This window comes from Mycobacterium sp. pUA109, assembly GCF_041287095.1.
GTDB lineage: Bacteria > Actinomycetota > Actinomycetes > Mycobacteriales > Mycobacteriaceae > Mycobacterium.
Genome location: NZ_JBGGKS010000001.1, coordinates 184,072 through 209,584 on the forward strand (window position 1 = coordinate 184,072; position 25,513 = coordinate 209,584).

Annotated in this window: 24 protein-coding genes and 3 riboswitches; of the genes, 12 read left to right on the plus strand and 12 right to left on the minus strand. The window is 69.1% G+C overall.

Annotated elements, in window-relative coordinates; genetic code table 11:
• Positions 1-7 precede the first annotated feature (7 nt).
• From ACAG26_RS00950 to ACAG26_RS00975, 6 genes are all read left to right on the plus strand, one after another.
• Positions 8-1,567, plus strand: a complete 1,560-nt coding sequence (locus tag ACAG26_RS00950) for a sugar porter family MFS transporter (protein WP_370478232.1) — start codon at positions 8-10, stop codon at positions 1,565-1,567.
• Between the two features lie 165 nt (positions 1,568-1,732).
• On the plus strand, positions 1,733-2,956 hold the full coding sequence (locus ACAG26_RS00955) for a D-alanyl-D-alanine carboxypeptidase family protein (protein ID WP_370478234.1): 1,224 nt from the start codon (positions 1,733-1,735) through the stop codon (positions 2,954-2,956).
• An 80-nt stretch (positions 2,957-3,036) separates the two neighbouring features.
• Positions 3,037-4,461, plus strand: coding sequence for a sugar porter family MFS transporter (locus ACAG26_RS00960; protein ID WP_370478237.1), 1,425 nt, complete (start codon positions 3,037-3,039; stop codon positions 4,459-4,461).
• A complete protein-coding gene (gene nagA / locus ACAG26_RS00965) occupies positions 4,458-5,621 on the plus strand; it encodes an N-acetylglucosamine-6-phosphate deacetylase (protein WP_370478240.1) in 1,164 nt (387 codons plus the stop codon). Before ACAG26_RS00960 ends, nagA begins: the two co-directional genes overlap by 4 nt.
• Positions 5,605-5,668: riboswitch (guanidine-III (ykkC-III) riboswitch) on the plus strand. (Overlaps the previous gene by 17 nt.)
• Positions 5,669-5,680: 12 nt before the next feature.
• A complete protein-coding gene (locus ACAG26_RS00970; protein ID WP_370478242.1) occupies positions 5,681-5,995 on the plus strand; it encodes a multidrug efflux SMR transporter in 315 nt (104 codons plus the stop codon).
• A gap of 70 nt (positions 5,996-6,065) precedes the next feature.
• Positions 6,066-6,386 carry a GNAT family N-acetyltransferase gene (locus ACAG26_RS00975; RefSeq protein WP_370478245.1) on the plus strand — a complete coding sequence of 107 codons (321 nt, stop codon included), beginning with the start codon at positions 6,066-6,068 and terminating at the stop codon, positions 6,384-6,386.
• A 14-nt stretch (positions 6,387-6,400) separates the two neighbouring features.
• Here the strand turns inward: ACAG26_RS00975 and ACAG26_RS00980 are convergent, their stop codons facing one another.
• The 6 genes from ACAG26_RS00980 to ACAG26_RS01005 form a co-directional block, all read right to left on the minus strand.
• A complete protein-coding gene (locus ACAG26_RS00980) occupies positions 6,401-7,342 on the minus strand; it encodes a DUF5996 family protein (protein ID WP_370478248.1) in 942 nt (313 codons plus the stop codon).
• A 141-nt stretch (positions 7,343-7,483) separates the two neighbouring features.
• Positions 7,484-8,512: an inner membrane protein YhjD gene (gene yhjD / locus ACAG26_RS00985; RefSeq protein WP_370478250.1), complete on the minus strand. Its 1,029-nt coding sequence runs from the start codon at positions 8,510-8,512 to the stop codon at positions 7,484-7,486.
• Positions 8,513-8,606: 94 nt separating this feature from the next.
• On the minus strand, positions 8,607-9,632 hold the full coding sequence (trpS, locus tag ACAG26_RS00990; protein ID WP_370478253.1) for a tryptophan--tRNA ligase: 1,026 nt from the start codon (positions 9,630-9,632) through the stop codon (positions 8,607-8,609).
• The gene (locus ACAG26_RS00995; RefSeq protein WP_370478256.1) at positions 9,629-10,465 is read right to left on the minus strand and encodes an exodeoxyribonuclease III; all 837 of its coding nucleotides are present in this window, start codon (positions 10,463-10,465) and stop codon (positions 9,629-9,631) included. Before ACAG26_RS00995 ends, trpS begins: the two co-directional genes overlap by 4 nt.
• An 11-nt stretch (positions 10,466-10,476) precedes the next feature.
• Positions 10,477-12,207 carry a PPE domain-containing protein gene (locus ACAG26_RS01000; protein WP_370478258.1) on the minus strand — a complete coding sequence of 577 codons (1,731 nt, stop codon included), beginning with the start codon at positions 12,205-12,207 and terminating at the stop codon, positions 10,477-10,479.
• A gap of 95 nt (positions 12,208-12,302) precedes the next feature.
• Positions 12,303-12,462: riboswitch (cobalamin riboswitch) on the minus strand.
• A 53-nt stretch (positions 12,463-12,515) separates the two neighbouring features.
• Positions 12,516-13,838, minus strand: coding sequence for an aminotransferase class I/II-fold pyridoxal phosphate-dependent enzyme (locus tag ACAG26_RS01005; RefSeq protein WP_370478261.1), 1,323 nt, complete (start codon positions 13,836-13,838; stop codon positions 12,516-12,518).
• A 41-nt stretch (positions 13,839-13,879) separates the two neighbouring features.
• On the opposite strand from ACAG26_RS01005, the gene ACAG26_RS01010 reads away from it, so the two are divergent.
• Together ACAG26_RS01010 and ACAG26_RS01015 are read left to right on the plus strand one after the other, a co-directional pair.
• Positions 13,880-14,536 (plus strand): pyridoxamine 5'-phosphate oxidase family protein, encoded by a 657-nt coding sequence (locus tag ACAG26_RS01010; RefSeq protein ID WP_370478263.1) that lies wholly within the window; start codon positions 13,880-13,882, stop codon positions 14,534-14,536.
• A gap of 187 nt (positions 14,537-14,723) precedes the next feature.
• Positions 14,724-15,521, plus strand: a complete 798-nt coding sequence (locus ACAG26_RS01015) for an alpha/beta fold hydrolase (RefSeq protein WP_370478798.1) — start codon at positions 14,724-14,726, stop codon at positions 15,519-15,521.
• Here ACAG26_RS01015 and ACAG26_RS01020 read toward each other — a convergent pair.
• Together ACAG26_RS01020 and ACAG26_RS01025 are read right to left on the minus strand one after the other, a co-directional pair.
• Complete coding sequence (locus tag ACAG26_RS01020) at positions 15,518-16,753, minus strand: NADP-dependent isocitrate dehydrogenase (protein WP_370478266.1); 1,236 nt, start codon at positions 16,751-16,753, stop codon at positions 15,518-15,520. The genes ACAG26_RS01015 and ACAG26_RS01020 overlap by 4 nt on opposite strands.
• A 50-nt stretch (positions 16,754-16,803) precedes the next feature.
• Positions 16,804-19,041, minus strand: a complete 2,238-nt coding sequence (locus ACAG26_RS01025) for an NADP-dependent isocitrate dehydrogenase (protein ID WP_370478268.1) — start codon at positions 19,039-19,041, stop codon at positions 16,804-16,806.
• Positions 19,042-19,461: 420 nt separating this feature from the next.
• Positions 19,462-19,581: riboswitch (SAM riboswitch) on the plus strand.
• 178 nt (positions 19,582-19,759) lie between these two features.
• Between ACAG26_RS01025 and ACAG26_RS01030 the strand changes: the two genes are divergently transcribed.
• The 3 genes from ACAG26_RS01030 to ACAG26_RS01040 are packed head-to-tail and all read left to right on the plus strand — an operon-like array spanning position 19,760 to position 23,043.
• Complete coding sequence (locus ACAG26_RS01030) at positions 19,760-21,103, plus strand: bifunctional o-acetylhomoserine/o-acetylserine sulfhydrylase (RefSeq protein WP_370478271.1); 1,344 nt, start codon at positions 19,760-19,762, stop codon at positions 21,101-21,103.
• 10 nt (positions 21,104-21,113) lie between these two features.
• Entirely contained in the window at positions 21,114-22,250 is a 1,137-nt protein-coding gene (locus tag ACAG26_RS01035) for a homoserine O-acetyltransferase (protein ID WP_370478273.1), read from the plus strand.
• 55 nt (positions 22,251-22,305) lie between these two features.
• A complete protein-coding gene (locus ACAG26_RS01040; protein WP_370478276.1) occupies positions 22,306-23,043 on the plus strand; it encodes a class I SAM-dependent methyltransferase in 738 nt (245 codons plus the stop codon).
• A gap of 44 nt (positions 23,044-23,087) precedes the next feature.
• On the opposite strand, the gene ACAG26_RS01045 is transcribed toward ACAG26_RS01040, so the two are convergent.
• From ACAG26_RS01045 to ACAG26_RS01060, 4 genes are read right to left on the minus strand one after another with little or no spacing between them, the layout of a single operon-like run.
• Positions 23,088-23,744 carry a sterol desaturase family protein gene (locus ACAG26_RS01045; protein ID WP_370478279.1) on the minus strand — a complete coding sequence of 219 codons (657 nt, stop codon included), beginning with the start codon at positions 23,742-23,744 and terminating at the stop codon, positions 23,088-23,090.
• Positions 23,741-24,475: a FadR/GntR family transcriptional regulator gene (locus tag ACAG26_RS01050; RefSeq protein ID WP_370478281.1), complete on the minus strand. Its 735-nt coding sequence runs from the start codon at positions 24,473-24,475 to the stop codon at positions 23,741-23,743. Before ACAG26_RS01050 ends, ACAG26_RS01045 begins: the two co-directional genes overlap by 4 nt.
• Before the next feature lie 51 nt (positions 24,476-24,526).
• A complete protein-coding gene (locus ACAG26_RS01055; RefSeq protein WP_370478284.1) occupies positions 24,527-24,829 on the minus strand; it encodes a toxin in 303 nt (100 codons plus the stop codon).
• Entirely contained in the window at positions 24,826-25,053 is a 228-nt protein-coding gene (locus ACAG26_RS01060; RefSeq protein ID WP_370478286.1) for a ribbon-helix-helix protein, CopG family, read from the minus strand. The genes ACAG26_RS01055 and ACAG26_RS01060 overlap by 4 nt, the downstream gene beginning before the upstream one ends.
• A 95-nt stretch (positions 25,054-25,148) precedes the next feature.
• Here ACAG26_RS01060 and ACAG26_RS01065 point away from each other — a divergent pair, with 95 nt between their 5' ends.
• Positions 25,149-25,511 (plus strand): type II toxin-antitoxin system Phd/YefM family antitoxin, encoded by a 363-nt coding sequence (locus ACAG26_RS01065; protein WP_370478290.1) that lies wholly within the window; start codon positions 25,149-25,151, stop codon positions 25,509-25,511.
• Positions 25,512-25,513: the final 2 nt, after the last annotated feature.

Here is a 25,513-nt window from a genome sequence, read left to right on the forward strand (position 1 = left end):
CCTGATCATGTTCGCACTGACGCGACGATCGCCCGCTGCGTCACCGCGGGCCCGCAGAACAGACTTCCGGCCACGGCCCGGCCCGCCCGGTCGCTGGGTATGCCGAACCCGCGCGACGGAGAGGACGACGGTGGGCGAAATCGCGGAATTGCGGCGCTCCTCCCCGTTGGTGTTGTTGGTCGGCGTGGCCGCGGCCACCGTCGGCATCCTCTACGGCTACGACCCGGTCTCGGGCGCGCTGCTGTTCCTCGGCAACGACTTCGACGTCTCGTCGGCCGACCAAGAGATGGTGGCGACCGTGGTGGTCGTCGGGATGGCCGCCGGGGCGGCCGTGGGGGGCTGGCTGGCCAACACGATCGGGCGCAAGACGTCCCTGGTCGCGGTGGCGGCCGCCTACGGGGTGTTCGCGATTCTCAGCGCGCTGGCGGTGTCGCTGCCGATGCTGCTGGTGATGCGGCTGCTGCTGGGGGTGGCGATCGGCGTGTCGGTGGTGGTGGTGCCGGTATTCGTGGCCGAGTCGGTGCCCGCTTCGGTACGCGGTTCGCTGCTGGTGGCCTATGGGCTGATGTCGGTGGTCGGCATCATCATCGGCTACCTGGTTTCGTTCCTGCTGTCCGATACCCACAACTGGCGCCTGATGCTGGGCTCGGCCGCGGTGCCCGCCGTGCTGATGATCGCGCTGCTGCTCAAGGTGCCGGACAGCGCGCGCTGGTACATGCTCAAGGGGCGGGTCGCCGACGCTCGCCGAACGATGCTGCGGGTGGAACCGCGGGCCGATGCCGAGAAGGAGCTGGCGGAGATCGCCCGCGCACAGCAAGAAGAGGAACGGGCCCACGCCGGGGTGCTGCGCGAGATGCTGCAGCGGTCGCATCTGCGGGCCACGATCTTCCTGATCGTGTTCGGGTTCTTCACCCAGATCACCGGCATCAACGCCATCGTCTTCTACGGCCCGCTGATCTTCAAAGACATGGGCTTCGAAGGAAACTTCAACCTGCTGGTGTTGCCGGCATTGGTCCAGGTGGCGGCCGTGGCCGCGATGTGCGTGTCGCTGGTGCTGATCGACCGGCTGGGCCGGCGCCCGATCTTGCTGTCCGGGATCGCGGTGATGATCGTCGCCAACCTGGCCCTGATCGGTGCATACGCCGAAGGGCCGCTGTTCGGTGCCGCGCTGCCGTACTTCCAGTTCACCGCGGTACTGCTGTTCTCGGTCGGCTACCACTTCGGTTTCGGCTCGGTGGCGTGGGTGTATGGCGGGGAGAGCCTGCCCGCCAAGTTGCGGTCGATCGGGTCGAGCGTGATGCTCACCACGAACTTGACCGCGAACGCGATCGTGGTCGGCGTGTTCTTGACGATGCTCACCACACTCGGCGGTGCAACCACCTTCGCCGTGTTCGGCGTGCTGGCGCTGCTCAGCTTCGGCTTCATCTACCGGTACGCGCCGGAGACCAAGGGCATCCAGCTGGAGTACATCCGGCACTTCTGGGAGAACGGCGGCCGCTGGCCCGCCACAATGCCGACCGCGACCGACGCCGAGTCGTCCGCCCACCGGGTCGCGGAGACCAGGTAGATCGCCCCTGTTTCGCCGAACGTGCGCGCACGGCGACGATCCGGCCGATTTTCCGCCCTGGACGCACGTTCGGCGCGCGAAACATAACTCATTTGTAACTTCTACATCATTAGTCACAGCGTGGCTCCCCGAAATCGGACCGCGGGTTGCCTACTCTGCACCACGATGGCCTCGTTACGTTCTGCATCATGCCTGGCAGCTGCGGTTTTCCTGCTGGCGATGCCCGCTATGCCCACCGCCGTAGCCGAACCCAATGCCGGACCCAACGCGGGGCTGGACACCTGCCCATACAAGGTCGCCACCCCGCCGGCGGTGGACGCCTCGGAGGTGCCGACCGCCGGTGATCCGCCGGTGCCGCTGCCGGTGCCCGCCACCCCGGTCGGCGGTGACGCCCTGGGCGGCTGCGGCATCATTGCCGCCCCCGACACGCCCCCGGTGCCCGGCGACATCTCCGCCGAGGCCTGGCTGGTGGCCGACCTCGACACCGGCGCCGTGATCGCGGCGCGCGACCCGCACGGTCGGCACCGCCCGGCCAGTGTGATCAAGGTGCTGGTCGCGATGGCGGCGATCAACGAACTCAACCTGAACAAGCCGGTTCCCGGCACCGCCGAGGACGCCCACGTGGAGGGCACCAAGGTCGGCGTCGACGTCGGCGGCACCTACACCGTCAACCAGCTGCTGCATGGCCTGCTGATGCACTCCGGCAACGACGCCGCCTACGCGCTGGCCACCCAGCTGGGCGGGATGCCGCTGACGCTGCAAAAGATCAACACGCTGGCCGCCAAGCTGGGCGGTGCCGACACCCGGGCGGCGACCCCGTCCGGTCTGGACGGCCCCGGGATGAGCACCTCGGCCTACGACATCGGCCTGTTCTACCGCTACGCCTGGCAGAATCCCACCTTCGCCGACATCGTCGCGACCCGCACCTTCGACTTCCCCGGACACGGTGATGCCCCCGGCTACCAGCTGGAAAACGACAACCAGCTGCTCTACAACTATCCGGGCGCGCTAGGCGGCAAGACCGGCTACACCGACGACGCCGGGCAGACCTTCGTCGGCGCGGCCGACCATGATGGCCGCCGGCTGGTGGCGGTGCTGCTGCACGGCACCCGCCAGCCGATCCCGCCGTGGCAGCAGGCCGCGCACCTGCTGGACTACGGGTTCGCCACCGCCCCGGGCACCCGGGTGGGGACACTGATCGAACCCGACCCGGCGCTGGCCCCCAAGCCCGCCGCCGACCCCGCCGACCGAGCCGCCAGCCAGGCGGCGGCGCTGGTGGCGCCCGCCGACGCGCTGGCGGTGCGGGTGGGGGTGGCCGTCATCGGCGCGATCATCGTCTTCGGGCTGATGCTGGTGGCCCGCTCGCTGAACCGGCGGCCCCAGCACTAAGCGCATGTCCCTTGGCCGGTGGCACAACCGGTATCCCCTACCGTGGTTGTGGAAACCGATCCCCCCACGGAAGGGTCAGAGTGAGCCCACTCGATGAACTGCGACGCTCCTCACCGCTCGCCCTACTGGTGGGCATCGCCGCGGCCAGCGTCGGCATCATCTACGGCTACGACCTCTCCAACATCGCCGGCGCGCTGCTGTTCATCGAAGACGATTTCCACCTGACCTCGGTCGAGCAGGAGATGGTGGCCACCGCGGCGGTGATCGGCGCCATCGGCGGGGCGGCCGGCGGCGGCTGGCTGGCCAACCTGATCGGCCGCAAAAAGTCCATGGTCGCGGTCGCCGCCGCCTACGCGGTGTTCGCGGTGCTGGGCGCGCTGTCGGTGTCGCTACCGATGCTGGTGGTGGCGCGGCTGCTGCTGGGGGTGACGATCGGGGTGTCGGTGGTCGTCGTTCCGGTGTTCGTGGCCGAGTCGGTGCCCGCCTCGGTGCGCGGCTCCCTGCTGGTGGCCTACGGGTTCACCTCGGTGATCGGCATCATCGCCGGCTACCTGGTGGCCTTCGCGCTGGCCGGCACCCACAACTGGCGGTTGATGCTGGGCCTGGCCGCGATCCCCGCCGTGCTGGTGATCCTGCTGCTGGTCCGGGTGCCCGACAGCGCCCGCTGGTACATGCTCAAGGGCCGGGTCGCCGACGCCCGAGAGACGCTGCGGCGGGTGGAACCCAAATCCGACGCCGAAACCGAGCTGGCGGAGATCGCGCGCGCCCTGCAAGAAGAGGAGCAGGAGCACGTCGGGGTGCTGCGGGAGATGCTGCAGCTCCCGTATCTGCGGGCCACGATCTTTGTGGTGCTGCTCGGCTTTTTCATCCAGATCACCGGGATCAACGCCATCGTCTACTACAGTCCGCGGCTGTTCGAGAAGATGGGCTTCACCGGCAACTTCGCCTTGCTGGTGTTGCCGGCGCTGGTCCAGGTCGCGGCGTTGGGCGTGATGTTCGTGTCGCTGATCCTGGTCGACCGGGTCGGCCGGCGGCCGATCCTGCTGCTGGGCATCACCGTGATGATCGCGGCCAACGGCATCCTGATCGGGGTGTTCGCGGCCGGGTCGCTGTTCGGGGACGCGCTCGCGGTGTTCAAGTTCGTCGGGGTGCTGCTGTTCACCGTCGGGTACACGTTCGGCTTCGGTTCGCTGGTGTGGGTGTACGCCGGGGAAAGCCTGCCGTCGCGGCTGCGGTCGATGGGCTCCAGCGCGATGCTCACCTCGAACCTGGTCGCCAACGCGATCATCGTCGGGGTGTTCCTGACGATGCTGACCCGGCTCGGCGGGGCGGCCACCTTCGCCGTGTTCGGGGTGCTGGCCACGCTGAGCTTCGGCTTCGTCTACCGGTACGCCCCGGAGACCAAAGGCCGCCAGCTCGAAGACATCCGGCACTTCTGGGAGAACGGCGGCCGGTGGCCCGAGCTGGCCATCGAGACGCGCCACGAGGTCACGGAGACGGTGTGACCCTGCTCGGGGCGGCCGCCGTCGTGCTCGCGGGGCGGGTGTGCCGCCCCGGCTGGGTGCAGGTATCCGGCGGCCGCATCGCCGGGTGCGGACCCGGCGCCCCGCCGCAGCCCGCCGACCTGGATTTTCCCGGCGCCGTCATCGTCCCCGGCTTCGTCGACATGCACGTACACGGCGGCGGTGGGGCCTCCTACGCCGCCGCCGACGGCGCCGAGATCGCCCGCGCGGCAACGTTTCACCGGCGCTGCGGCACCACCAGCACGCTGGCCAGCCTGGTCACCGCCGCCCCGGATGCGCTGCGCGACGGGGTCGCGGCGCTGGCCGAGGCCACCCGCCAGCAGGTGGTCGCCGGCATCCACCTGGAGGGCCCGTGGCTGAGCGCGGCGCGCTGCGGGGCCCACCGCGCCGACGCGCTGCGCGCCCCCGACCCGGCCGAGGTCGACGCGCTGCTGGCCGCGGGCCACGGTGCGATCCGGATGGTGACGCTGGCCCCCGAGCTGCCCGGTGCCGCCGAGGCGATTCGACGCTTCGTCGGGGCCGGCGTGGTGGTCGCCGTCGGCCACACCGACGCCGACTACGAGCAGACCCGGCAGGCCATCCGCGCCGGAGCCACCGTCGGCACCCACCTGTTCAACGCGATGCGTCCGCTGCATCACCGCGAACCGGGCCCGGCGCTGGCGCTGCTGGAGGACCCGCGGGTCACCGTTGAGCTGATCGCCGACGGCGCGCACCTGCACCCGGCCGTCATCCGCCGGGTGATCGACACCGCGGGCCCGCGCCGGGTCGCCCTGATCACCGACGCGATCGCCGCGGCCGGCGCGGGCGACGGCGCGTATCGCCTGGGCGGGCTGGACGTCGACGTCGTCGGTGGCGTGGCACGGGTGCGCGGCACCGCGACGATCGCCGGCAGCACCACCACCATGGACCGGGTGTTCCGCGCCGTGGCGGGCGACCTCGGCGCGTCGGATGCGGCGCTGGCCACCGCGGTGCAGGTGACCGCGACCACCCCGGCCCGGGCGCTCGGCCTCGACGACGTCGGTGCGCTGCGGCCGGGTGCGGCCGCCAACCTTGTTGTGCTGGACCAGGATCTGCGGGTGGTTCGGGTCATGACCGACGGCGACTGGCAGCCATTTGCTACCCTCGATCGGGTCAGCACCTGACACCCGACGAGGCGCACCGTACCGGGCCAGCGACAAGACGGCGCACGCGGAGGTGGGTCATGGCATGGCTGATTCTGGTGGCATCCGGTGTGCTGGAAGCCGTTTGGGCAACCGCACTGGGCCGCTCCGACGGCCTGTCCCGCCTGGTTCCCGCGGTGGTGTTCGGCGTCGCGCTCGCCGGGTCGATGATCGGGTTGGGTGTCGCCATGCGCGAGTTGCCTACCGGGACCAGCTACGCGGTGTGGGTCGGCATCGGTGCGGTGCTGACCGTCGTCTCCGCGATGGCGACCGGCACCGAACCCGCGTCGTGGGCCCGGGTGCTGCTGATCGGCGGGGTGGTCGGCTGCATCATCGGGCTCAAGGTGGTGAGCTAACCCGCAGCGACTACCATCCGGATACCACCGGCATTGAGGGGGTGCGCACATTATCTTCCGCAAACGACGCGTGACCGAGCCGAGCGTCACCAACACGGCGAACCAGTACGAGATCAACGTCGACGGTGTCCGGGCTGGGCTGGCCGCCTACGTGGACAGCGGCGGCCAGCGCATTTTTTACCACACCGAAATCGGCGACGAATTCGGTGGCCGCGGGCTGGGCAACACGCTGGTCGCCGCGGCGCTGGACGACACCCGCGCCGCCGGTAAGCGCATCGTCGCGCTCTGCCCGTTCGTCGCCGCCTACGTCGACAAACACGAGGACTACGACGACATCCTGGATCCCATCACGCCGCAGGCACACGCGGCGGTGCGCGCCAAACGGGGCTGATCGGATTCGGCCGGCTATCCGCGCGATCGCTGCGCTTGCCACCGATCCGGGTCGTCTTCGAGGGCGGCACGGTCCCAATTGCCGCGCACCGCTGCAGCCTCGTAGGTGTCCTGTAAGAAGTCCAGCAGCATCTGGTCGGGGTCGGCCGCCTGCCGCACCGCCTCGTAAGGCAGCACGTACTCCCCCATTTGCTTGCTGAAGAACGCGTCGGCCGGGCGGATCGGGTGCTCGGCGAAGCCGTCGGGTTCCGGGTAGGCGTAGGCGTAGAAGGCGCCTTCGTCACCGCCGCCGGGCCAGAAGCCGCAGCTGCTCAGTTCGCGGGAGTACCCCTCCACCATCACCCAGTCGCCGCAGTTGGGTGCGCCGCCGGGGTGGGTGGGCGCTTTGCGCCCGGAGAACCGGGTGCAGGCGAGATCCATTGCACCCCAGAAAAAGTGCACCGGGCTGACTTTACCCACGAACCGGGACCGAAACTGGCCCAGCACCCGGTTGGCCTGCAGCAGCTGGCGCCAGAACAGCTGCGCCGCCTGCGGGTCGTAGGACGCGTGTTCAACGTCGTCGGCGAACGGCACGGCTGGCTCAACTTCGTTGGGGTGCGGCTGGATACGGGTGTCCAGACCCAATTCCTGCAAGGTCGACATCACCGTGGTGTAGAACTCGGCCACCGATTGCGGCGCGAGCGGGATGGATCGGGTTGCGCCGCTACTCGTTCGGATCTGCAACCGGTGGTCGAGGAAGTCGAATTCGATGTCGAAGGTTTCGGACCGATGCGGAATCGCCGAGGTGGTCAGCCCCCGCGGGGTCACATACAGCGTGACCTGCCACCAGTGGTTCACCAGGGGCGCATGGGCCAGCCGCACTTTACCGACGATCTGGGTCCACATGTGCAGCGTGTCTCGGGTTTGGGCCCAATCGTCGACGCGAAGACTGGGCCAGGTATGTTGGCGAACCGCCATCGTGGTGCTCCCCTCGGTTCGGTACTACCGCTGTTCGGGGTCGGCGAGTCGGCGATGCCTGCCGTCGCCCTAGTTCACCCTAAACTGCGAGCACCCGTTTCGGCAGCGAATCACCGGGTCTTGCCGGCCCGCGCCCAGGGCTTACCGCTTGCGTCGCCGCGCGAGCCGGGAAAAGCTCAGCGCACCAACAACTCCCACCGCGGCGGCGGCCAACGCCTGGCGGGCACTCAACCCGTCGTCCAGCCGCACCCGCGGGGTGATCAACGCCGGCTCGGGCGGCTCGACCGGTGCCGCACGCAGGTTTTCGGGGGAGGTCGCCGCCCACGCGGTGGCGAACAGGATCAGTCGTGCGGTGATGTAGGCGAACACCATCACACCCAGCACCGGCCCGAACGCCACCCCGGCCGGGCTGTTGACCACCGACTGCAGATAGATGGAGGCCACCTGTTTGAACACTTCGAAGCCGACCGCGGCGATCAGTCCCGCCCGGATCGAGCTGGCGAAGCTGATCGACTCCCGCGGCAGCCGGGCGATCACCCAGGTGAACAGCAGCCACGACACCAGCAGCGACATCAGCAGCGACACCGCCCGCAGCAGCGCCCCCAGCAGCGGCAGGTCGTGGATGCCCATCCAGCTCAGCACCCGGGCCATCACCGCCGGGTCGGCGAGCACGGTCAAGAAGATGGTGAGGATCATCGCCGCGAACATCGACACCATCGCCGCCAGATCGGACAGCTTGGTGCGGACGAAACCGGCCGGCTCGATGCGTTGTTCCCACATCTCGCTGAGCGCCTCCCGCAGGTTCGCCATCCAGCTCAGCCCTGCCCAGGCCGCCACGGCAAAACCGATGATGCCCACCGAGGTCCGCGATTGGATCGCCGAATCCATCAGGTCGATCAGCTGCTGCCCGAAGTTGCCGGAGACCGCCTCCCGGATCCGGTTTTGGGTTTCGGTCAACAGGCCCGGCGACCGGGACAGCAGGAACCCGGTGACCGCGAACCCGACCATCAGCAGCGGGAACAGCGCAAAGATGGTGAAGTAGGTGAGCCCGGCGGCAAAGAAATTACCTTTGCAGTCGTTGTAGCGCTGCTGGGCGAGCATCACCCGGTCGAACCAGCCGTACCGGGCCCGCAGCCGGTCGAGGATGCCTGGCTTTTCCGGGTCGCTCACGAGGTTTATCTAATCGCCGCGAGCGTGCGTGGCTGTACGGCGACACGCCGCAAAGCGTGGCATTCTGCGCACGCTCGCGCGCACGGGCCCGGGATTAGGGGCGCGGCGGCAGGAACCCGACCCGGTCATACACCCGCTCGACGGTCTTGGCGGCCACCTCCCGCGCCCGGTCGGCCCCGGACGCCAGGATCCGCTCCAGCTCGGAAACGTCGGCCAGCAGCTCGTCGACCCGGGCTTTGACCGGGGCGACGAACTCGGCGACGGCGGCGGCGGTGTCCTTCTTCAGATCGCCGTAGCCGCGCCCGGCGTAGCCGTCGACCAGCTTGTCGATGTCGGTGCCGGTGATCGCGGACTGGATGGTCAGCAGGTTGGACACCCCGGGTTTGGCGTCGACGTCGTAGCGGATCTCGCGTTCGCTGTCGGTGACCGCCGAGCGGATCTTTTTGGCGCTGACCGCCGGATCGTCGAGCAGGCTGATCAGGCCGGCGTCGGTGGCCGCCGACTTGCTCATCTTGGCGGTCGGGTCGGCCAAGTCGTAGATCTTGGCGGTGGCCTTGGGGATCATCGGCTCGGGCACCACGAAGGTGTCCGGGAAGCGGGCGTTGAACCGTTGCGCGAGATCCCGGGCCAACTCCAGGTGCTGGCGCTGGTCCTCCCCGACCGGCACCACGTCGGTGTTGTACAGCAGCACGTCGGCGGCCATCAGCACCGGATAGGTGAACAAGCCGACCGTGGTGGATTCGGTGCCCTGTTTATGCGACTTGTCTTTGAACTGCGTCATCCGCGACGCTTGCCCGAACCCGGTGAAACAGCCCAGCACCCAAGCCAGTTCGGCGTGGGCGGGCACATGGCTTTGCACAAAGACGGTGCTGCGCGCCGGGTCGATGCCCAGCGCCAGATATTGCGCGGCGGTGACCAGGGTGCTGCGGCGCAGCGCCTCGGGGTCCCAGCCCGGAATGGTGATGGCGTGCATGTCGACGACGCAGAACAGGGTGTCGAAGTCGTCTTGCAGTTCCGCCCAGTGGGTGATGGCCCCCAACGCGTTGCCGAGGTGCAGCGAACCCGAGGTGGGTTGCACGCCGGAGAAGACGACGCGACGCGATCCGGTAGCCGTACTCATGATGGTCCGATCTTGTCACGCCCGTATTCGACGGTGACCGGCGCGTGGTCCGACCAGCGCAACGCGTAGGCGTCGGCGCGTTCCACCCGGGCGGCCCGCACCCGCGCGGCGAGCCGCCGATTGGCCAGCTGGTAGTCGATGCGCCAGCCGGCGTCGTTGTCGAAGGCCCGTCCCCGCCACGACCACCAGGAGTAGGGCCCGGCGGTATCGGGGTGCAGGTGGCGCACCACGTCCACCCAGCCGTCGGCGAGCAGGTCGCTCAGCCATTGCCGCTCGCTGGGCAAGAAACCCGACTTTTTGACGTTGCCCTTCCAGTTCTTGATGTCGTTTTCTGTGTGCGCGATATTCCAGTCGCCGCACACCACCACGTCGCGGCGTTGCCGGGACAGCGCGGCCATGCGGGCGGCCAGCCCCGCCATGAAGCGCTCCTTCTCCGCCTGGTGCGGGGTGTCGGCCTCGCCGGTGTGCACATAGACGCTGGCGATGGTCAGGCCGCCGTCGGCGGTGTCGATGTCGGCTTCCAGGTAGCGGCCGTGGGCGGCGAACTCGTCGGCGGTCGGTAACCCGATCCGGATCGCGGTGAACGGTTGGCGGCTCAGCACCGCGACCCCGTTACGCCCCTTGCGGTGGGCGTCGGCCGAGGCCACCGACCAGCCGTCGGCCAGCGCGGGGGCCAGCGCCGCCGCCAGTTGGTCGTCGTCGGCGCGGGTCTCCTGCAGGCAGATGAGGTCGGCGCGGGTCTGGCCCAGCCAGGCCAGCAGGCCCAGGTTGTCCGCCGACCGCTGCTTGACCGCCGCGCGGATGCCGTTGACGTTGATGGTGCTGATGATCACGGGGCACGACCTTAGTCAATGCCGTCGCCCCAGGTGCTCGGCATCATCGGCGCCGCCGCGTCGCCGCCGAACGCGTCTGCGGCCAACGTGGTCAAACCCGCAGGAGCCGCGGCGGCCTGCCGCGCCGCGGTGCCGGTGAAACCCAGCGGTCCCGCCCCGGCGGCGGAGGCGGTCACCCGCGGCGGACCGTCGAGTTCCTGGTCCAAATCCATGTACTCGTGGCCCCGGCCCAGCATTGCGGCCTTGGCGCGCCGGCGACGACGGCGCCCCTGCTGCTCGGGTTCGTCGGCGGCGGCGGCGGCCGTGGCCGCCGTGTCGGGTTCCGGCGCCTTCTTCTTCGCCCGCGCACTGGCGCTGGCCTGGGCCGCCATGCCCATGTTGGCCAGCATGTAGGAGTACAACGGCGGCGGCCCGGCCGGGGTGGGCGGCGGCCCGGGCGGCGGCGGTGCGGCCGGGGCGGGGGCGGGGGTTGACGCCGGGGCCGGTGCGGGAGCCGGCGAGGGCGTGGGCACCGGGGTCGGGGCGGGCACGGTGAGCACCACCGGCGTCGCGGGCGGCGGCGCGGCCGGCGGCAGCACCGGCGCGACCGCCACCGGGGCCAGCTTCGCCAACGCGCCCAGCCCCAGGCCGCCGAGCAGCGCCGGCGGGGCCAGCAGCGTCGAGCTGGCCGCCAGTGTCGCGATCAGGGGCACCAGCACCGTCTGCTGGATCAGGTAATGCAGCAGCTGGACGGTGTTGCCGATCGTGGACCCGATCATCTCCACGGTGGCCAGCGGCACGACGAGGACCAGCGCTTGGGGATTGAACACCGCGGTGTACAGGATCGCCAGCATGTCGTCGACGATGACGATGCCGGTGAACGCGGCGAAGGACCCCGGGTCCAGCGGCACCGACAAGATGTAGGCGATGTTGGCCGGGTTCAGATAGCTCAGCGGGTTGCCGGTAAACCCCAGCCACGACCCGGGTACGCCCGGAGGCGGCAGCCACGACGCCCCGCCGCCGGAAGTGAGCCAATTGAAAAAGCCCTGGAACGGATCGGTGATATCGGTGAAGCCGATCTGGTTGAAGAAGTCCAGTAGCTCCTGATACATCGGGAAGTCGCCGGTGTTGGGATAGGGCGGCTGCTGGAAAAGGCCTTCCAGATAGCTCTGCAGGTCTTCAAACCAGGAGGGCGGTGACGAGGACGACGCGTCGGTGGTGTCGGCTTTCATGATCGTCGGCGCCGCGGTGCTGTCCGGGGCGGCCGCCAACGTCGTGCTGGCCACCCCGTCGTAGCCGCTCATCACGCTGGCCGCCTGAATCCACATCCGCACATAGTCGGCCTCGTTCAACGCGATCGGAATCGTGTTGATGCCAAAGAAGTTCGTGCCCACCAACGCCGCATGGGTGGCGTGGTTGGCGCCCAGCTCCGCCAACGTCGGCATCCCCGCCAGCGCGGCGGTGTAGGCCGCGGCCACCGTCTCGTGCTGGGCGGCCCGCGCCGCGCTATCGGCGCTTTGCTGCAGCAGCCACGCCAGATACGGCGCGTGCGCGGCCAGATACGTCTCGGCCGTCGGGCCCTCCCACGCCCCGGCCTGCACCGACCCCAACAGCGCGGTCAGCTCGTCGGCGGTCTCGGCGTATTCAGTGCTCAGCGACGTCCACGCCCCCGCCGCCGCCAACAACGGCGCCGCGCCGGGACCGCTGGACAGCAACGCCGACCACACTTCCGGCGGCGAGGCCAGCCACAGCGGCGCGGTCACCGGAAGCCGTCCGCGATCGAACCCGACGCTGCGGCGGCCATCCACGAGGTACGTGACACGGGTGATCGTCAGCTCTCTCGGGGTACACCGCCCCGGGTCACAGGACGCGATGACGCCAGTATCCTGGCTCTCGGATCACCGCTCGCCTCGCCTTCCAGCTCGCGCCGTGGCTGATGAGGGTCGCTCCCCGATGACAGTGGCGGGACCGCGCCGGAATCGCACCGGCTTCCTGCAACGTCATCGCCTTACCCGCGAGATTATTGCACGGCGCTAATACGTTCCCGCGGCGAATCGGCCACGCCGACCCGTCACACGCTGGCGCGGCCGGTGCCGTGCGCGGCGTCGACGACGGCGTCGGCCAGGGAGTCGATGTCGGCGGGGTCGAGTGTGGCGATGGTGATCCGGATGCCCGGCGGGGTGCCGATCCGGAACCGGCTGCCGGGCGCCGCCGCCCAGCCCGCCGCCAACAGCCGTGTCAGCGCGGTGGTTTCGTCGGGCACCGGGATCCACACGTTGAGCCCGGATCGGCCGTGCGCCGCCAGGCCGCGGTCGGTCAGTGCCGCGCGCAGACGGACGCGGTTGGCGGTGTAGGCGGCTTCGGCCCGTGCGACCAGTCGCCGCGCGGCGGCGTCGCGCCACAACCCGACGGCCAGCTGCTGCAGCAGGTGGCTGACCCAGCCCGGGCCCAGCCGCAGCCGGCCGTGCACCCGCTCGATGGTGCGCTGGTCACCGGCCACCAGCGCCAGCCGCAGATCCGGCCCCAGCGCCTTGGCCACCGAGCGGACGAACGCCCAGTGCCGCGTCGCCCCGGCCAGCGGCTGCAGCGGCACCCCGGCGATGCCGGCGCAGTGATCATCCTCGACGACCAGGACCTCGCGGGTCGACGCGGCCAACACGCTGCGCAACGCGTCCGCCCGCGCCGCGGAAACCGCGGCGCCGGTCGGGTTTTGCGCGCGGCTGGTCATCACCACCGCCCGGGCGCCGCGGCCCAGCGCCCGGGCCAGGTCGGCGGGCCGCGGCCCGTCGTCGTCGACGCCGACCGGTTCCGGTGAAAGACCCAGTGCGCCCAGCAAATCCAACAGGTTGGCCCAGCCCGGGTCCTCGACGGCCACCCGGTCGCCGGGGTGCAGGTGGGCGGCGAGTACCCGCTCGATTCCGTCCAGGGCACCCGAGGTCACCGCCAGGTGCTCGGCCCGCACACCGTCGGCGCCCAGGCTGGTTTGGGCATAGTCGGCCAATTCCGGCGCGATCGGCGGCTGGCCGTACAGCACCGGCGTGGCGGGCAGCGGCGGCCGGGCGGTCGCGATGGGCAGCAGCCCCGGGTGCGGGTTGCCGGTCGACAGGTCCCGTACCCCGGCCGGGATGGCCAGCCCGCGCAGCGACCGCGGGGTGGTCGCCGGCCGGTCCCGCACCCGGGTGCCGCGCCGCCCCGCGGTCTCCACGGCCCCGCGGTGGCGCAGCAGGCGGTAGGCGGCGGCCACGGTGTTGGGGTTGACGCCCAGCTGGGCGGCCAGTTCCCGGATCGGCGGGAGCGCGGCGCCGGGGGGCAGCGCCCCCGCGGAGATGCCCTCTTCGATATCGGCGGAAATGGCCTCGGCACTGGTGCCGCTGATCCTGTACTGTACTGGCACGAAGTTAATTCTGTACTAGTACGAAGGCAAAGGCAACTGAGATGACGTACTCGCCGACCCCCCGGACCACGCCCACCCGGTACCGGGAGCGGGCGCGCTACGACCGCGGCACCGTGCACGGCATCATCGACGAGGCGGTGATCTGCCACCTGGGCTACCTCAACGGCGAACGCCCGGTGGTGCTGCCCACCACCCACGCCCGCCGCGACGAGACGCTCTACCTGCACGGTTCCACCGGGAGCGGCCCGGCATTGACGGCGGCCGCCACGCCGGAGGGCCTGCCGGTCTGCGTCACGATCACCCTGGTCGACGGGCTGGTGCTGGCCCGCTCGGCGATGCACCATTCGATGAACTATCGCTCGGTGGTGGCGCTCGGTGCGGCCCGGCTGGTCACCGACCGGGCCGAAAAGCTCGCGGCGCTGGCCGCGCTCGTCGACCACGTCGCACCCGGCCGGTCCACCGAGACCAGGCCCCCCAACGAACGCGAACTCGCCGCGACCGCGGTGCTGGCGCTGGATCTGGTCGAGGTCTCCGCCAAGGTGCGCAGCGGAGGCCCGGTCGACGACCCCGAGGATCTTGCGCTGCCGCACTGGGCCGGTGTGGTGCCGCTGGCGATGTCCGCCGGGGCTCCCGAGCCGGCCGACGACCTGGACCCCGCCACCGCGCCGCCGGCGTATGTGGCGCCGTATCGCCGGTAGCCCGACCGCCGCCAATCGTCGAGATCGACGTTTCGGAGACAAAGCGCGAGAAGAGGCCTCCAAAACGTCGATCTCGGCGAAACGAAAAGGGGTCCAGGGTGAGCTATTGCGGTACCGGCGGTATCACCTTAATGTCGGCGGAGTGACGACGCGCGCACCGATCCATGTGGGCTCCGGGGAACCGGTCCTGCTGCTGCACCCGTTCCTGATCTCGCAGCTGGTGTGGGAGACGGTGGCCCGGCAACTGGCCGACACCGGTCGCTATGAGGTGTTTGCCCCCACGATGGCCGGCCACAACGGCGGACCCGACGCCGGCACCTGGTTTCTGAGCTCCCACGTGCTGGCCGACCACGTCGAGCGCCAACTCGACGAACTGGGGTGGGACACCGCCCACCTCGTCGGCAACTCGCTGGGCGGCTGGGTGGCGTTCGAACTGGAGCGGCGCGGCCGGGCGCGCACCGTCACCGGGATCGCCCCGGCCGGCGGCTGGACCCGGTGGAGTCCCACCAAATTCGAGGTGATCGCCAAGTTCGTCGCGGGCCTGCCGGTGTGGGCGCTGGCCACGCTGCTGGGGCCGCGGGTGTTGCGGCTGCCGTGGAGCCGACGGCTGGCCACCCTGCCGATCAGCGGACCGCCGGACGGGGTCAGCGAGAGCGAGCTCGTGGCGATCATCGACGACGTCGCGCACTGCCCGGCCTACTTCCAGCTGCTGATCAAGGCGCTGTTACTGCCGGGGCTGGTGGAGCTGGCGCAGACGGCCGTGCCCGCGCACCTGGTGATCTGCGAAAAGGATCGGGTGTTTCCCGGACCGCGGTCGCACCGCTACTTCCAGGCCCAGCTGCCCGCCGGCAGCCAGATCACCACGCTCGACGGCCTGGGTCATATCCCGATGTTCGAGGCGCCGGGGCGGGTCACCGAAACCATCACCGAGTTCCTCGACCGCTACGTTCCGCCGGCCGAAGCCCCCGCCCCGCCGGCAAGCTAGGCGAGCGCCGTCTTGAGGTTGTCGGCGATCGAGCCGAGGAACTCCTCGCTGGTCTGCCAGGCCTGATCGTCGCCGATGAGCAACGCCAGGTCCTTGGTCATCTGCCCGCCCTCGACGGTGGCGACGACGACCTCCTCCAGCTTCTGGGCGAACCGGGTCACCTCGGGGGTGTTGTCCAGGTCGCCGCGGTGCTGCAGGCCGCGGGTCCAGGCGAAGATCGAGGCGATCGGGTTGGTGGAGGTGGGTTTGCCGGCCTGGTACTGCCGGAAGTGACGGGTGACGGTGCCGTGCGCGGCTTCGGCCTCCACCGTCTTGCCGTCGGCGGTCATCAGCACCGAGGTCATCAGGCCCAGCGAGCCGTAGCCCTGCGCGACGGTGTCGGACTGCACGTCGCCGTCGTAGTTCTTGCACGCCCACACGTAGCCGCCCTCCCACTTCAGGCAGGCGGCGACCATGTCGTCGATCAGCCGGTGCTCGTAGAACAGCCCGGCTGCTTCGAAGCGGTCCTTGAACTCCTCGTCGTAGATGCGCTCGAACTCGTCTTTGAACATGCCGTCGTAGGCCTTGAGGATGGTGTTCTTGGTCGACAGGTACACCGGGTAGTTCTGTTGCAGCCCATAGGCGAACGAGGCGCGGGCGAAGTCCTGGATGGATTTCTTGAAGTTGTACATCCCCATCACCACGCCACCGTCGGTGGGCATGGTGACCATCTCGTGCACGATCGGCTCGCTGCCGTCCTCCGGGGTGAAGGTCAGCGTCACGGTGCCGGGCCTATCGACCTTGAAGTTCGTCGCCCGGTACTGGTCGCCGAAGGCGTGCCGGCCGATGACGATCGGTTTGGTCCAGCCCGGAACCAGCCGCGGCACATTCGAGATCACGATGGGCTCGCGGAAGATGGTGCCGCCCAAAATGTTTCGGATGGTGCCATTCGGCGACAGCCACATGTGCTTGAGATTGAATTCCTTGACCCGGGCCTCGTCGGGGGTGATGGTCGCGCACTTGACGCCCACGCCGTATTTCTTGATGGCGTACGCCGAGTCGATCGTCACCTGGTCGTCGGTGGCGTCGCGGTTCTCGATGCCCAGGTCGTAGTAGTCCAGGTTGATGTCGAGGTACGGGAAGATGAGCATGTCCTTGATGAGCTGCCAGATGACCCGGGTCATCTCGTCGCCATCGAGCTCGACGACCGTGCCGTCGACTTTGATCTTGTTGGACTGCTTCGTCCCGCTCATGACCCAACCCTACAATCGGGACCCGTTTGCGCTGGTCGGGGCGCCGCGGCTCAGCCTCCCGCGGCGTCGAGTGCGGCGTTGAACGTCTTGCTCGGTCGCATCACCGCCGTGGTCAGGTCGGCCTCCGGCGCGTAGTAGCCGCCGATGTCGACCGCCTCCCCCTGGGCCATGTTGAGCTCGGCCACGATGGTGTCTTCGTTCTTCGTCAACGTCTCGGCCAGCGCGGCGAAGCGCTTCTGCAAGTCCTCGTCGTCGCTTTGCGCGGCGAGCTCCTGCGCCCAGTACATGGCGAGGTAGAACTGGCTGCCCCGGTTGTCGAGTTCACCGGTCTTGCGCGACGGGCTCTTGTTGTTGTCCAGCAGCTTGCCGATCGCCGCGTCCAGGGTGGTGCCCAGGATTTTGGCGCGCGCGTTGCCGGTCTTGATACCCACGTCTTCGAAACAGGCGCCCAGCGCCAGGAATTCACCCAGCGAATCCCAGCGCAGATGGTTCTCCTCCACCAGCTGGTGGACGTGCTTGGGCGCCGAACCGCCGGCCCCGGTTTCGTACATGCCGCCACCGGCCATCAGCGGCACGATGGACAGCATCTTGGCACTGGTGCCCAGCTCCAGGATCGGGAACAGGTCGGTGAGGTAGTCACGCAGGATGTTGCCGGTCGCGGCGATGGTGTCCTTGCCGCGGACCAGCCGCTCCAGGGTGTACCGCATGGCCCAGACCTGCGGCATGATGCGGATGTCGAGGCCCTCGGTGTCGTGGTCCTTGAGATAGGTCTGCACCTTTTTGCGCAGCTCGTTCTCGTGCGGGCGTTCGTCGTCGAGCCAAAACACCACCGGCATACCGGAGTTGCGTGCCCGGGTGACCGCCAGCTTGACCCAGTCCCGGATCGGGGCGTCCCGCACGATCGGCATCCGCCAGATGTCGCCGGCTTCCACCTCCTGGGTCAGCAGCACCTCACCGGTGGTGAGGTCGACAATGTTGGCGACCCCGTCCTCGGGGACCTCGAAGGTCTTGTCGTGCGAGCCGTACTCCTCGGCCTGCTGCGCCATCAAGCCGACGTTGGGCACCGTGCCCATGGTCACCGGGTCGAACTGGCCGTTGGTCTTGCAGAAGTTGATGATCTCCTGGTAGATCCGGGCGAAGGTGGACTCGGGGTTGACGGCCTTGGTGTCCTTTTGCCGCCCGTCGGCGCCGTACATCTTGCCGCCGGCGCGGATCATCGCCGGCATCGAGGCGTCGACAATCACGTCGGACGGCGAATGGAAGTTCGAGATGCCCTTGGCCGAGTCGACCATCGCCAGCTCCGGCCGGTGCTCGTGGCAGGCGTGCAGGTCGCGGATGATCTCCTCGTGCTGCGAGGCCGGCAGCGACTCGATCTTGTTGTAGAGGTCGACCAGCCCGTTGTTGACGTTGACGCCCAGCTCGTCGAACAGCTCCTGATGCTTGGCGAAAGCGTCCTTGTAGAAGACCTTGACCGCGTGACCGAACACGATCGGGTGGCTGACCTTCATCATCGTCGCCTTGACGTGCAGGGAGAACATCACGCCGGTCTTGCGCGCGTCCTCCATCTCCGCCTCGTAGAAGTCGCACAGCGCTTTGCGGCTCATGAACATCGAGTCGATGATGTCGCCGGCCAGCAGCGAGACCTGCGGCTTGAGCACGATCGTCTCGCCGCCCTTGGTCACCAGCACCATCTTCACGCCGCGCGCCCGGTCCAACGTCATCGACTTCTCGCCGTGATAAAAGTCACCGTGCCGCATGGTCGCGACGTGGGTGCGCGACGCCATCGACCACTCGCCCATGGTGTGCGGGTGCTTGCGCGCGTACTCCTTGACCGCCTTGGGTGCGCGCCGGTCCGAGTTGCCTTGCCGCAGCACCGGGTTCACCGCGCTGCCCAACACGTTGGCGTAGCGCTTCTTCAGCTCTTTTTCCTCATCGGTCCTCGGGTTCTCCGGGTAGTCCGGCACCTTGAAGCCCTTGCCCTGCAGTTCCTTGATCGCGGCCACCAACTGCGGCACCGAAGCGCTGATGTTGGGCAGCTTGATGATGTTGGTGTCGGCGCGCTGGGTCAGCCGGCCCAGCTCGCCGAGGTTGTCCGGGACCTGCTGCTCGTCGGTCAGGTAATCGGGGAACTCGGCCAGGATGCGCGCCGCGACCGAGATGTCGCTGGCCTCGATCTTGATGCCCGCCGGCTCGGCAAACGCCCGCACGACCGGCAGAAAGGCGTAGGTCGCCAGCATCGGCGCCTCGTCGGTCAGCGTGTAGATGATGGTCGGCTGCTCGGCGCACATGGCATTTCTCCCGGCGTTGGGTCAGATTCTTTTAGGGCTCCGCGTGTGTACGGCGACCAGTATCGCGTACGCAGTCGTTGCGATGGGATTGGCCTCCGGTGCCCTGGGGTGGAGCGGCAATGGCGGGTTTGGCGGCACCGACCCTGCGCCGGCGGCATCGACCCTGCGCTGGCGGTTTCGAGCCTGTAGTGAGCGCTACTTTGCGCGAGAAATCACGCCCTGGTTACAGGCTCGACGCCCTCACCGCGGCCTCGGCGCCATAGGCACAGGCCCGACGCCCTCACCGCGGCCTCGGCGCCGTAGACGCAGGCCCGACGCCCTCACCGCGGCCGATCCGACCTGGAACGCAGCCCCCGAAGCGCCCGGCGTGCTCACCCCACAGGTGGCGACGCATTCACGTCGTGCGATAAGCTGCAAAGCGGTCATGAGCGCCAGCGTCAAGCCCCGGCTTGCTGGCCGGCAACCCTCCAACCGCGGTGGGGTGCCCCGGGTGATGACCAGGTTGAGTAGCCGCCACCGGCTACGCGGCAAGCGCGGGTCCGCCATGACGGGCCCCCCGAGTAGACAGGGGAACCTGATGCGTGCCCATTGCGGGCTGACCAGCATGTGTCTTAGCCGCTGATCCCGTGGCTTGCCCGTCGACGTCCCTTCCGACGCCGGGCTGCCGCGGGTCCCGGCATCCGATACCCGATCGTCTTGAGAGCAGAAAGCACGTCATATGACCGCTGACACCGGGAGCTCCGAAACCGACCCGACCGCGCATTGGTCGTTCGAGACCAAGCAGGTCCACGCCGGACAACACCCCGACCCGGCCACCAATGCCCGCGCACTGCCGATCTACCAGACCACCTCGTTCACCTTCGACGACACCGACCACGCCGCCGCGCTGTTCGGTCTGGAGGTGCCGGGCAACATCTACACCCGGATCATGAACCCGACCACCGATGTCGTCGAGCAGCGCATCGCCGCGCTGGAGGGCGGGGTGGCCGCGCTGTTCCTGTCGGCCGGGCAGGCGGCCAGCACCTTCGCCATCCTGAACCTGGCCGGCGCCGGCAACCACATCGTGGCCAGCCCGCGGCTCTACGGCGGCACCTACAACCTGTTCCGCCACTCGCTGCAAAAAATCGGCATCGAGTTCACGTTCGTCGACGACCCCGACAACCTGGACTGCTGGCGGAAAGCCGTCCGGGACAACACCAAAGCGTTTTTCGCCGAGACCATCTCCAACCCGAAGATCGACATCCTCGACACCCCCGGGGTGTCCGGCGTCGCCCACGACCACGGCATCCCGCTGATCGTGGACAACACCGTCGCCACCCCGTATCTGATCCAGCCGATCAGTCAGGGCGCCGACATCGTGATCCACTCGGCCACCAAGTACCTGGGCGGTCACGGCGCGGCGATCGCCGGCGTGCTCGTCGACGGCGGCACCTTCGACTGGACGCAGGGCCGCCACCCCGGCTTCACCACCCCCGACCCCAGCTACAACGGGGTGGTGTACGCCGAACTGGGGCCCCCGGCGTTCGCGGTCAAGGCCCGGGTGCAGCTGCTGCGCGACTACGGGTCGGCGGCCGCACCGTTCAACGCGTTTTTGGTCGCCCAGGGATTAGAAACGCTGAGCCTGCGCGTTGAGCGGCATGTGTCCAATGCGCAGCGGGTCGCCGAGTTCCTGGTCGGCCGCGACGACGTCTTGTCGGTCAACTACGCCGGGCTACCCAGCTCGCCGTGGTACGAGCGGGCGACCAAGCTGGCGCCCAAGGGCACCGGCGCGGTGCTGGCGTTCGAGCTGGCCGGCGGGGTCGAGGCCGGCAAGGCGTTCGTCAACGCGCTGACACTGCACAGCCACGTCGCCAACATCGGCGACGTGCGGTCGCTGGTGATCCACCCGGCGTCGACCACCCACGCCCAGCTCAGCCCCGACGAGCGGCTGGCCGCCGGGGTCACCCCCGGCCTGGTGCGGCTGGCCGTCGGCATCGAGGGCATCGACGACATCCTGGCCGACCTGGAGCGCGGTTTCGCCGCGGCCGCCGCCCTGGACCCGCAGGCCGCGGCGGCGGTGTGAGGAGCCTGACGTGACGATCTCCGACGCGCCTACGCAGACCCTGCCCGCCGAGGGCGAGATCGGCGTGGTCGACATCGGCTCGCTGCGCCTGGAAAACGGCGCGGTGATCGACGACGTGTGTATCGCGGTGCAGCGCTGGGGGGAACTGTCACCGACCCGCGACAACGTCGTGGTGGTGCTGCACGCCCTGACCGGGGATTCCCACATCACCGGTCCGGCCGGGCCCGGACACCCCACCCCGGGATGGTGGGACGGCGTGGCCGGGCCGGGCGCCCCGATCGACACCAACCGGTGGTGCGCGGTGGCCACCAACGTGCTGGGCGGGTGCCGCGGCTCGACCGGCCCCAGTTCGCTGGCCCGCGACGGAAAGCCCTGGGGGTCACGGTTCCCGACCATCTCGGTGCGCGATCAGGTGGCCGCCGACGTCGCGGCGCTGGCCGCCCTGGGCATCACCGAGGTCGCCGCGGTGGTGGGTGGATCACTCGGCGGGGCGCGCGCCCTGGAGTGGATGGTGGGCCACCCCGACCGGGTCCGCGCGGGGCTGCTGCTGGCCGTGAGCGCCCGGGCCAGTGCCGACCAGATCGGCACCCAAAGCACCCAGATCGCGGCGATCAAAGCCGACCCACACTGGCAGGGCGGCGACTACCACGGCACGGGCCGCTCCCCCGACACCGGGCTAGACATCGCCCGGCGCATCGCGCATTTGACCTACCGCGGCGAGATCGAACTCGACACCCGGTTCGGCAACGACGCCCAGGATGGCGAGGATCCGGGCACCGGCGGCCGCTACGCCGTACAGAGCTACCTGGAACACCAGGGCAGCAAGCTGGTGTCGCGGTTCGACGCCGGCAGCTACGTGGCCCTGACCGAGGCGTTGAGCAGCCACGACGTGGGCCGCGGGCGCGGCGGGGTGGAGCCGGCGCTGCGCGGCTGCCCGGTCCCGGCCGTGGTCGGCGGCATCGCGTCCGACCGGCTCTACCCGCTGCGCCAGCAGCAGGAACTGGCCGATCTGCTGCCCGGCTGTGCGGGGCTGCAGATTGTCGACTCGATCTGCGGGCACGACGGGTTCCTGGTGGAAACCGAGCCGGTCGGCAAGCTGATCCGCCACACCCTCGAACTGGCCGAGACCGAAGGAGACGGCGAGTGAACGCCAGTTCACGAGTAAGGAGCCGAGCAATCGACACCGAAGGCGTGCGGCGGCGGTGACCCGCTCCCGGCAAGATCGCTCGCTGTCGTTCGGCTCGCAAGCCGCCGCGTACGAACGGGGCCGCCCGTCGTACCCGCCCGAGGCGATCGACTGGCTGTTGCCGGCCGGGGCCCGCGATGTGCTTGACCTTGGCGCGGGGACCGGCAAGCTGACGACCCGGCTGGTCGAACGCGGCCTGGACGTGGTGGCCGTCGACCCGATCGCCGAGATGCTGGAGGTGCTGCGCACCGCGCTGCCCGATACCCCGGCCCTGCTCGGCACCGCCGAAGAGATCCCACTGCCCGATAACAGCGTCGACGCCGTGCTGGTCGCGCAGGCCTGGCACTGGTTCGACCCCGACCGCGCCATCCCCGAGGTCGCGCGGGTACTGCGACCCGGCGGGCGGTTGGCGCTGGTGTGGAACACCCGCGACGAACGGCTGGGCTGGGTCAGGGAATTGGACCGCATCATCGGCCGGGAGGACGCCCGCGACGCCCTGGACGGCGGGGTGGCGTTACCGGAGCCGTTCACCGACATCGAACATTTTTCGGTCGAGTGGACGAATTACCTGACCCCGCAAGCGTTGATCGACCTGGTGGCGTCCCGCAGCTACTGCATCACCTCGCCGGCCGAGGTGCGCACCAGGACGCTGGAGCAGGTGCGCGAGTTGCTGGCCACCCACCCGGCGCTGGCCAACGCGAGCGGGCTGGCCCTGCCCTACATCACGGTCAGCGTGCGCGCGACGCTGCCGTAAGACCCGACCGCTTCCGTCGAAGGTGCACCGGCCCGAGCCCGCTCTCAGCGCAGCGCACCGTGCAGATTCTTGGCCGTCGCAGAGGTCGGTACCGTCGACTGATTCGGGTACGTGCCGAGCAGTCGGTCGGCGGTTCCGGTGGTGGTGACGGTGAACCAATAGTGTTCGTTCTTGAAGTGGTGCCGTCGGTGGTTACGCCAAATCGCTCGATACACACTGGTCTTCGGCTTGTACTCGGTGTGGATGAGGTAATGCGTCCACTCGTAGGCCAGCCCGAGGGCGGTCACAAACACCAGATACGTCAGCCCGAGGCCGAGGCGGGGGAAGGCCACCACCGCTACGGCGACGGCGGTCGGGATCACCCAGAGCAACGCCTGCCACGGCATGAAGATGAGCTCAATTTTCCGCGGGTCGTGGTGATGTTCGCGATGTTTGCGCGCCAGCAGAGGATCCACGACGAAGCGGCCGACGCTGCGCGGTCGCCAGTGCAGGATGGCGACATGGATGATCCACTCGAACACCGGAAAGGCGGCGACCATGAGTACCGGCAGCGCGACGTCGGTGAGCTGCCAGTCGCCGACGACGATCCGGGCCGTCAGCGCCCCGGCAAACGTCAAGCAGAGACCCCACGGGGAGGGGTGGCGCCAAAACTCCCGGCCCGCCTCGGACAGGGTGAAAGTGCTGCGTCCCTGTGTGGTCACCGCTGTTCATCCAAACCAGACAGGGCGGTGAGCAGGCCGCGGGTGGCCGGCTCGAGCAGTTCGGTGGCGGCGCGTTTGGCACCCGCCGGATCGCCGGCGGTGATCGCCCGTGCCACCCGACGGTACCGCTCCGGGTGGCTGACCTCGGCGGCCATCACTGTGGCAAGGGCCGACAGCGCGGGTTCGTAGGTAGCACGCAGGGTGTTGAACATCAGCCGGAAGACGATGGAGTCGGCGGCGTCGACGACGTGATCCCAGAACGTCAGCGCGACGCGCTGACGTTCCACCGGATCCTCCTCGGCGGCCAGCGCGTCCACGGCGCCATCGAGAAGGCCGGCGGTATGCGGGCCGCCGCGTGCCGCGGCGAGTTCGGCGACCTTGGGCCCGTTGTGCAGCCGGGTCTCCACAATGCTGCGCACGACCGTGAGGTCCAGCTGGTCAGCCCGATCGCCACCGCGGAGCAACAAACGGGGCAGCAGGTCCAGGCCCGCGTGACGGCGGTAGTCCCGCACGGTGGTGGAGTCCCCCTGCCGAACCTCGATCAGACCGGCGGCGGCGAGGCGTTTGAGGGCCTCACGCACCGCCGGCCGGGACACCCCCAGTACCTCCGCAAGCCTGCGTTCATTGGGCAGCGTCGCTCCGGGCGCCATTTCCCCGCTGAGCACATCGGCCATGATCTGCTCGAAGACGTGTTCAGGTACCGATTGTCGGGTCACCGGCCGCAGAGCCATACGTGCAGCATGCCGGATGATTGGCCAGACATCAAGTGGTCAGACCACTGACTAGGAGATGAGCGCGGTCACGATCGACGCCGTCGCGCGCAGGGCGTCCGCACCGATACTGCCGATCGGTTCGTCGAGCGCCGAGCTCGGCAGCCACTGGACCAGTTCCGGCAGAAGCGTGCCTTCGGGCTGCGTGACCGGAACGACCATCGCCATGGCGTCGTCGGGCCGGACACCCGGGACAAACGGACAGACGATCACCCGGCCAGTGTCAGCGGCAAGGTGCAAGGCGTTGGACAACACCACAACATAGAGTTCGCCAGCGCTGTCACGGCGGGGTGCGATGTCTCCGGGTGCGGTCACCGTCCCGCGGCCCGGTTCACCTGATACACCTGCTCGGCGTAGGCGTCGATGTTGAGCGCCGGGACAGTCCGGGCGGTGTAGGCCTGCAGCGCCATCCGCAGCTGTTCGTTGCGGAGCGCTTGCTCGATCATCTCCGACCGGTTCAAACCGGCAGCCCGGGCGGTGGCATCCGCGGCGGCGAGCACCTCCGCGTCTACCGTGACCGAGATCTTCTCTTTGGGCATATCTAATATCCTACTAATCAGGCGATGACCAGAACGGGAGTTCCGGATCAAATGTCCAATCTGCACATAATGCCTATAGCGGCTAGAATGGCTGCATGCCCACGTCTACCCTGACCTTCCGCAACCGTGACGGCAAGCTGGTCGACGTGCCGACCGTGGCCGCCACCCGGTTCAAGAACGAGTTCGGCACGATTTTCGAGCAGGCCGCCGCCAACGGCGCGGTCGCGATCACCAAACACAACACCCCCAAAGCCGTGCTGCTGTCGGTCGCCGAATTCGAGGCACTGACCCGCTCCAGCGCCCCCGAACTCGATGAGCTCAGCGACCAGTTCGATGCGCTGCTGGAGCGCATGCAGCGACCGGAGTCCCAGGCGGCGGTCGCGACGGCCTTCGACGCCGATCCCGCCCAGTTGGGGCGCACCGCGGTCAAGGCGGCGCACACCACGTCGCGCCGCTGACC

Coding starts and splice junctions, on each gene's coding strand:
- ACAG26_RS01065 (WP_370478290.1), top strand. CDS start 25,149: ATGCCCACGTCTACCCTGACCTTCCGCAACCGTGACGGCAAGCTGGTC.
- ACAG26_RS01010 (WP_370478263.1), top strand. CDS start 13,880: ATGACGTACTCGCCGACCCCCCGGACCACGCCCACCCGGTACCGGGAG.
- ACAG26_RS00950 (WP_370478232.1), top strand. CDS start 8: ATGTTCGCACTGACGCGACGATCGCCCGCTGCGTCACCGCGGGCCCGC.
- ACAG26_RS01020 (WP_370478266.1), bottom strand. CDS start 16,753: ATGAGCGGGACGAAGCAGTCCAACAAGATCAAAGTCGACGGCACGGTC.
- ACAG26_RS01025 (WP_370478268.1), bottom strand. CDS start 19,041: ATGTGCGCCGAGCAGCCGACCATCATCTACACGCTGACCGACGAGGCG.
- ACAG26_RS00970 (WP_370478242.1), top strand. CDS start 5,681: ATGGCATGGCTGATTCTGGTGGCATCCGGTGTGCTGGAAGCCGTTTGG.
- ACAG26_RS00955 (WP_370478234.1), top strand. CDS start 1,733: ATGGCCTCGTTACGTTCTGCATCATGCCTGGCAGCTGCGGTTTTCCTG.
- ACAG26_RS01060 (WP_370478286.1), bottom strand. CDS start 25,053: ATGCCCAAAGAGAAGATCTCGGTCACGGTAGACGCGGAGGTGCTCGCC.
- ACAG26_RS01030 (WP_370478271.1), top strand. CDS start 19,760: ATGACCGCTGACACCGGGAGCTCCGAAACCGACCCGACCGCGCATTGG.
- ACAG26_RS01050 (WP_370478281.1), bottom strand. CDS start 24,475: ATGGCTCTGCGGCCGGTGACCCGACAATCGGTACCTGAACACGTCTTC.
- ACAG26_RS00980 (WP_370478248.1), bottom strand. CDS start 7,342: ATGGCGGTTCGCCAACATACCTGGCCCAGTCTTCGCGTCGACGATTGG.
- trpS (WP_370478253.1), bottom strand. CDS start 9,632: ATGAGTACGGCTACCGGATCGCGTCGCGTCGTCTTCTCCGGCGTGCAA.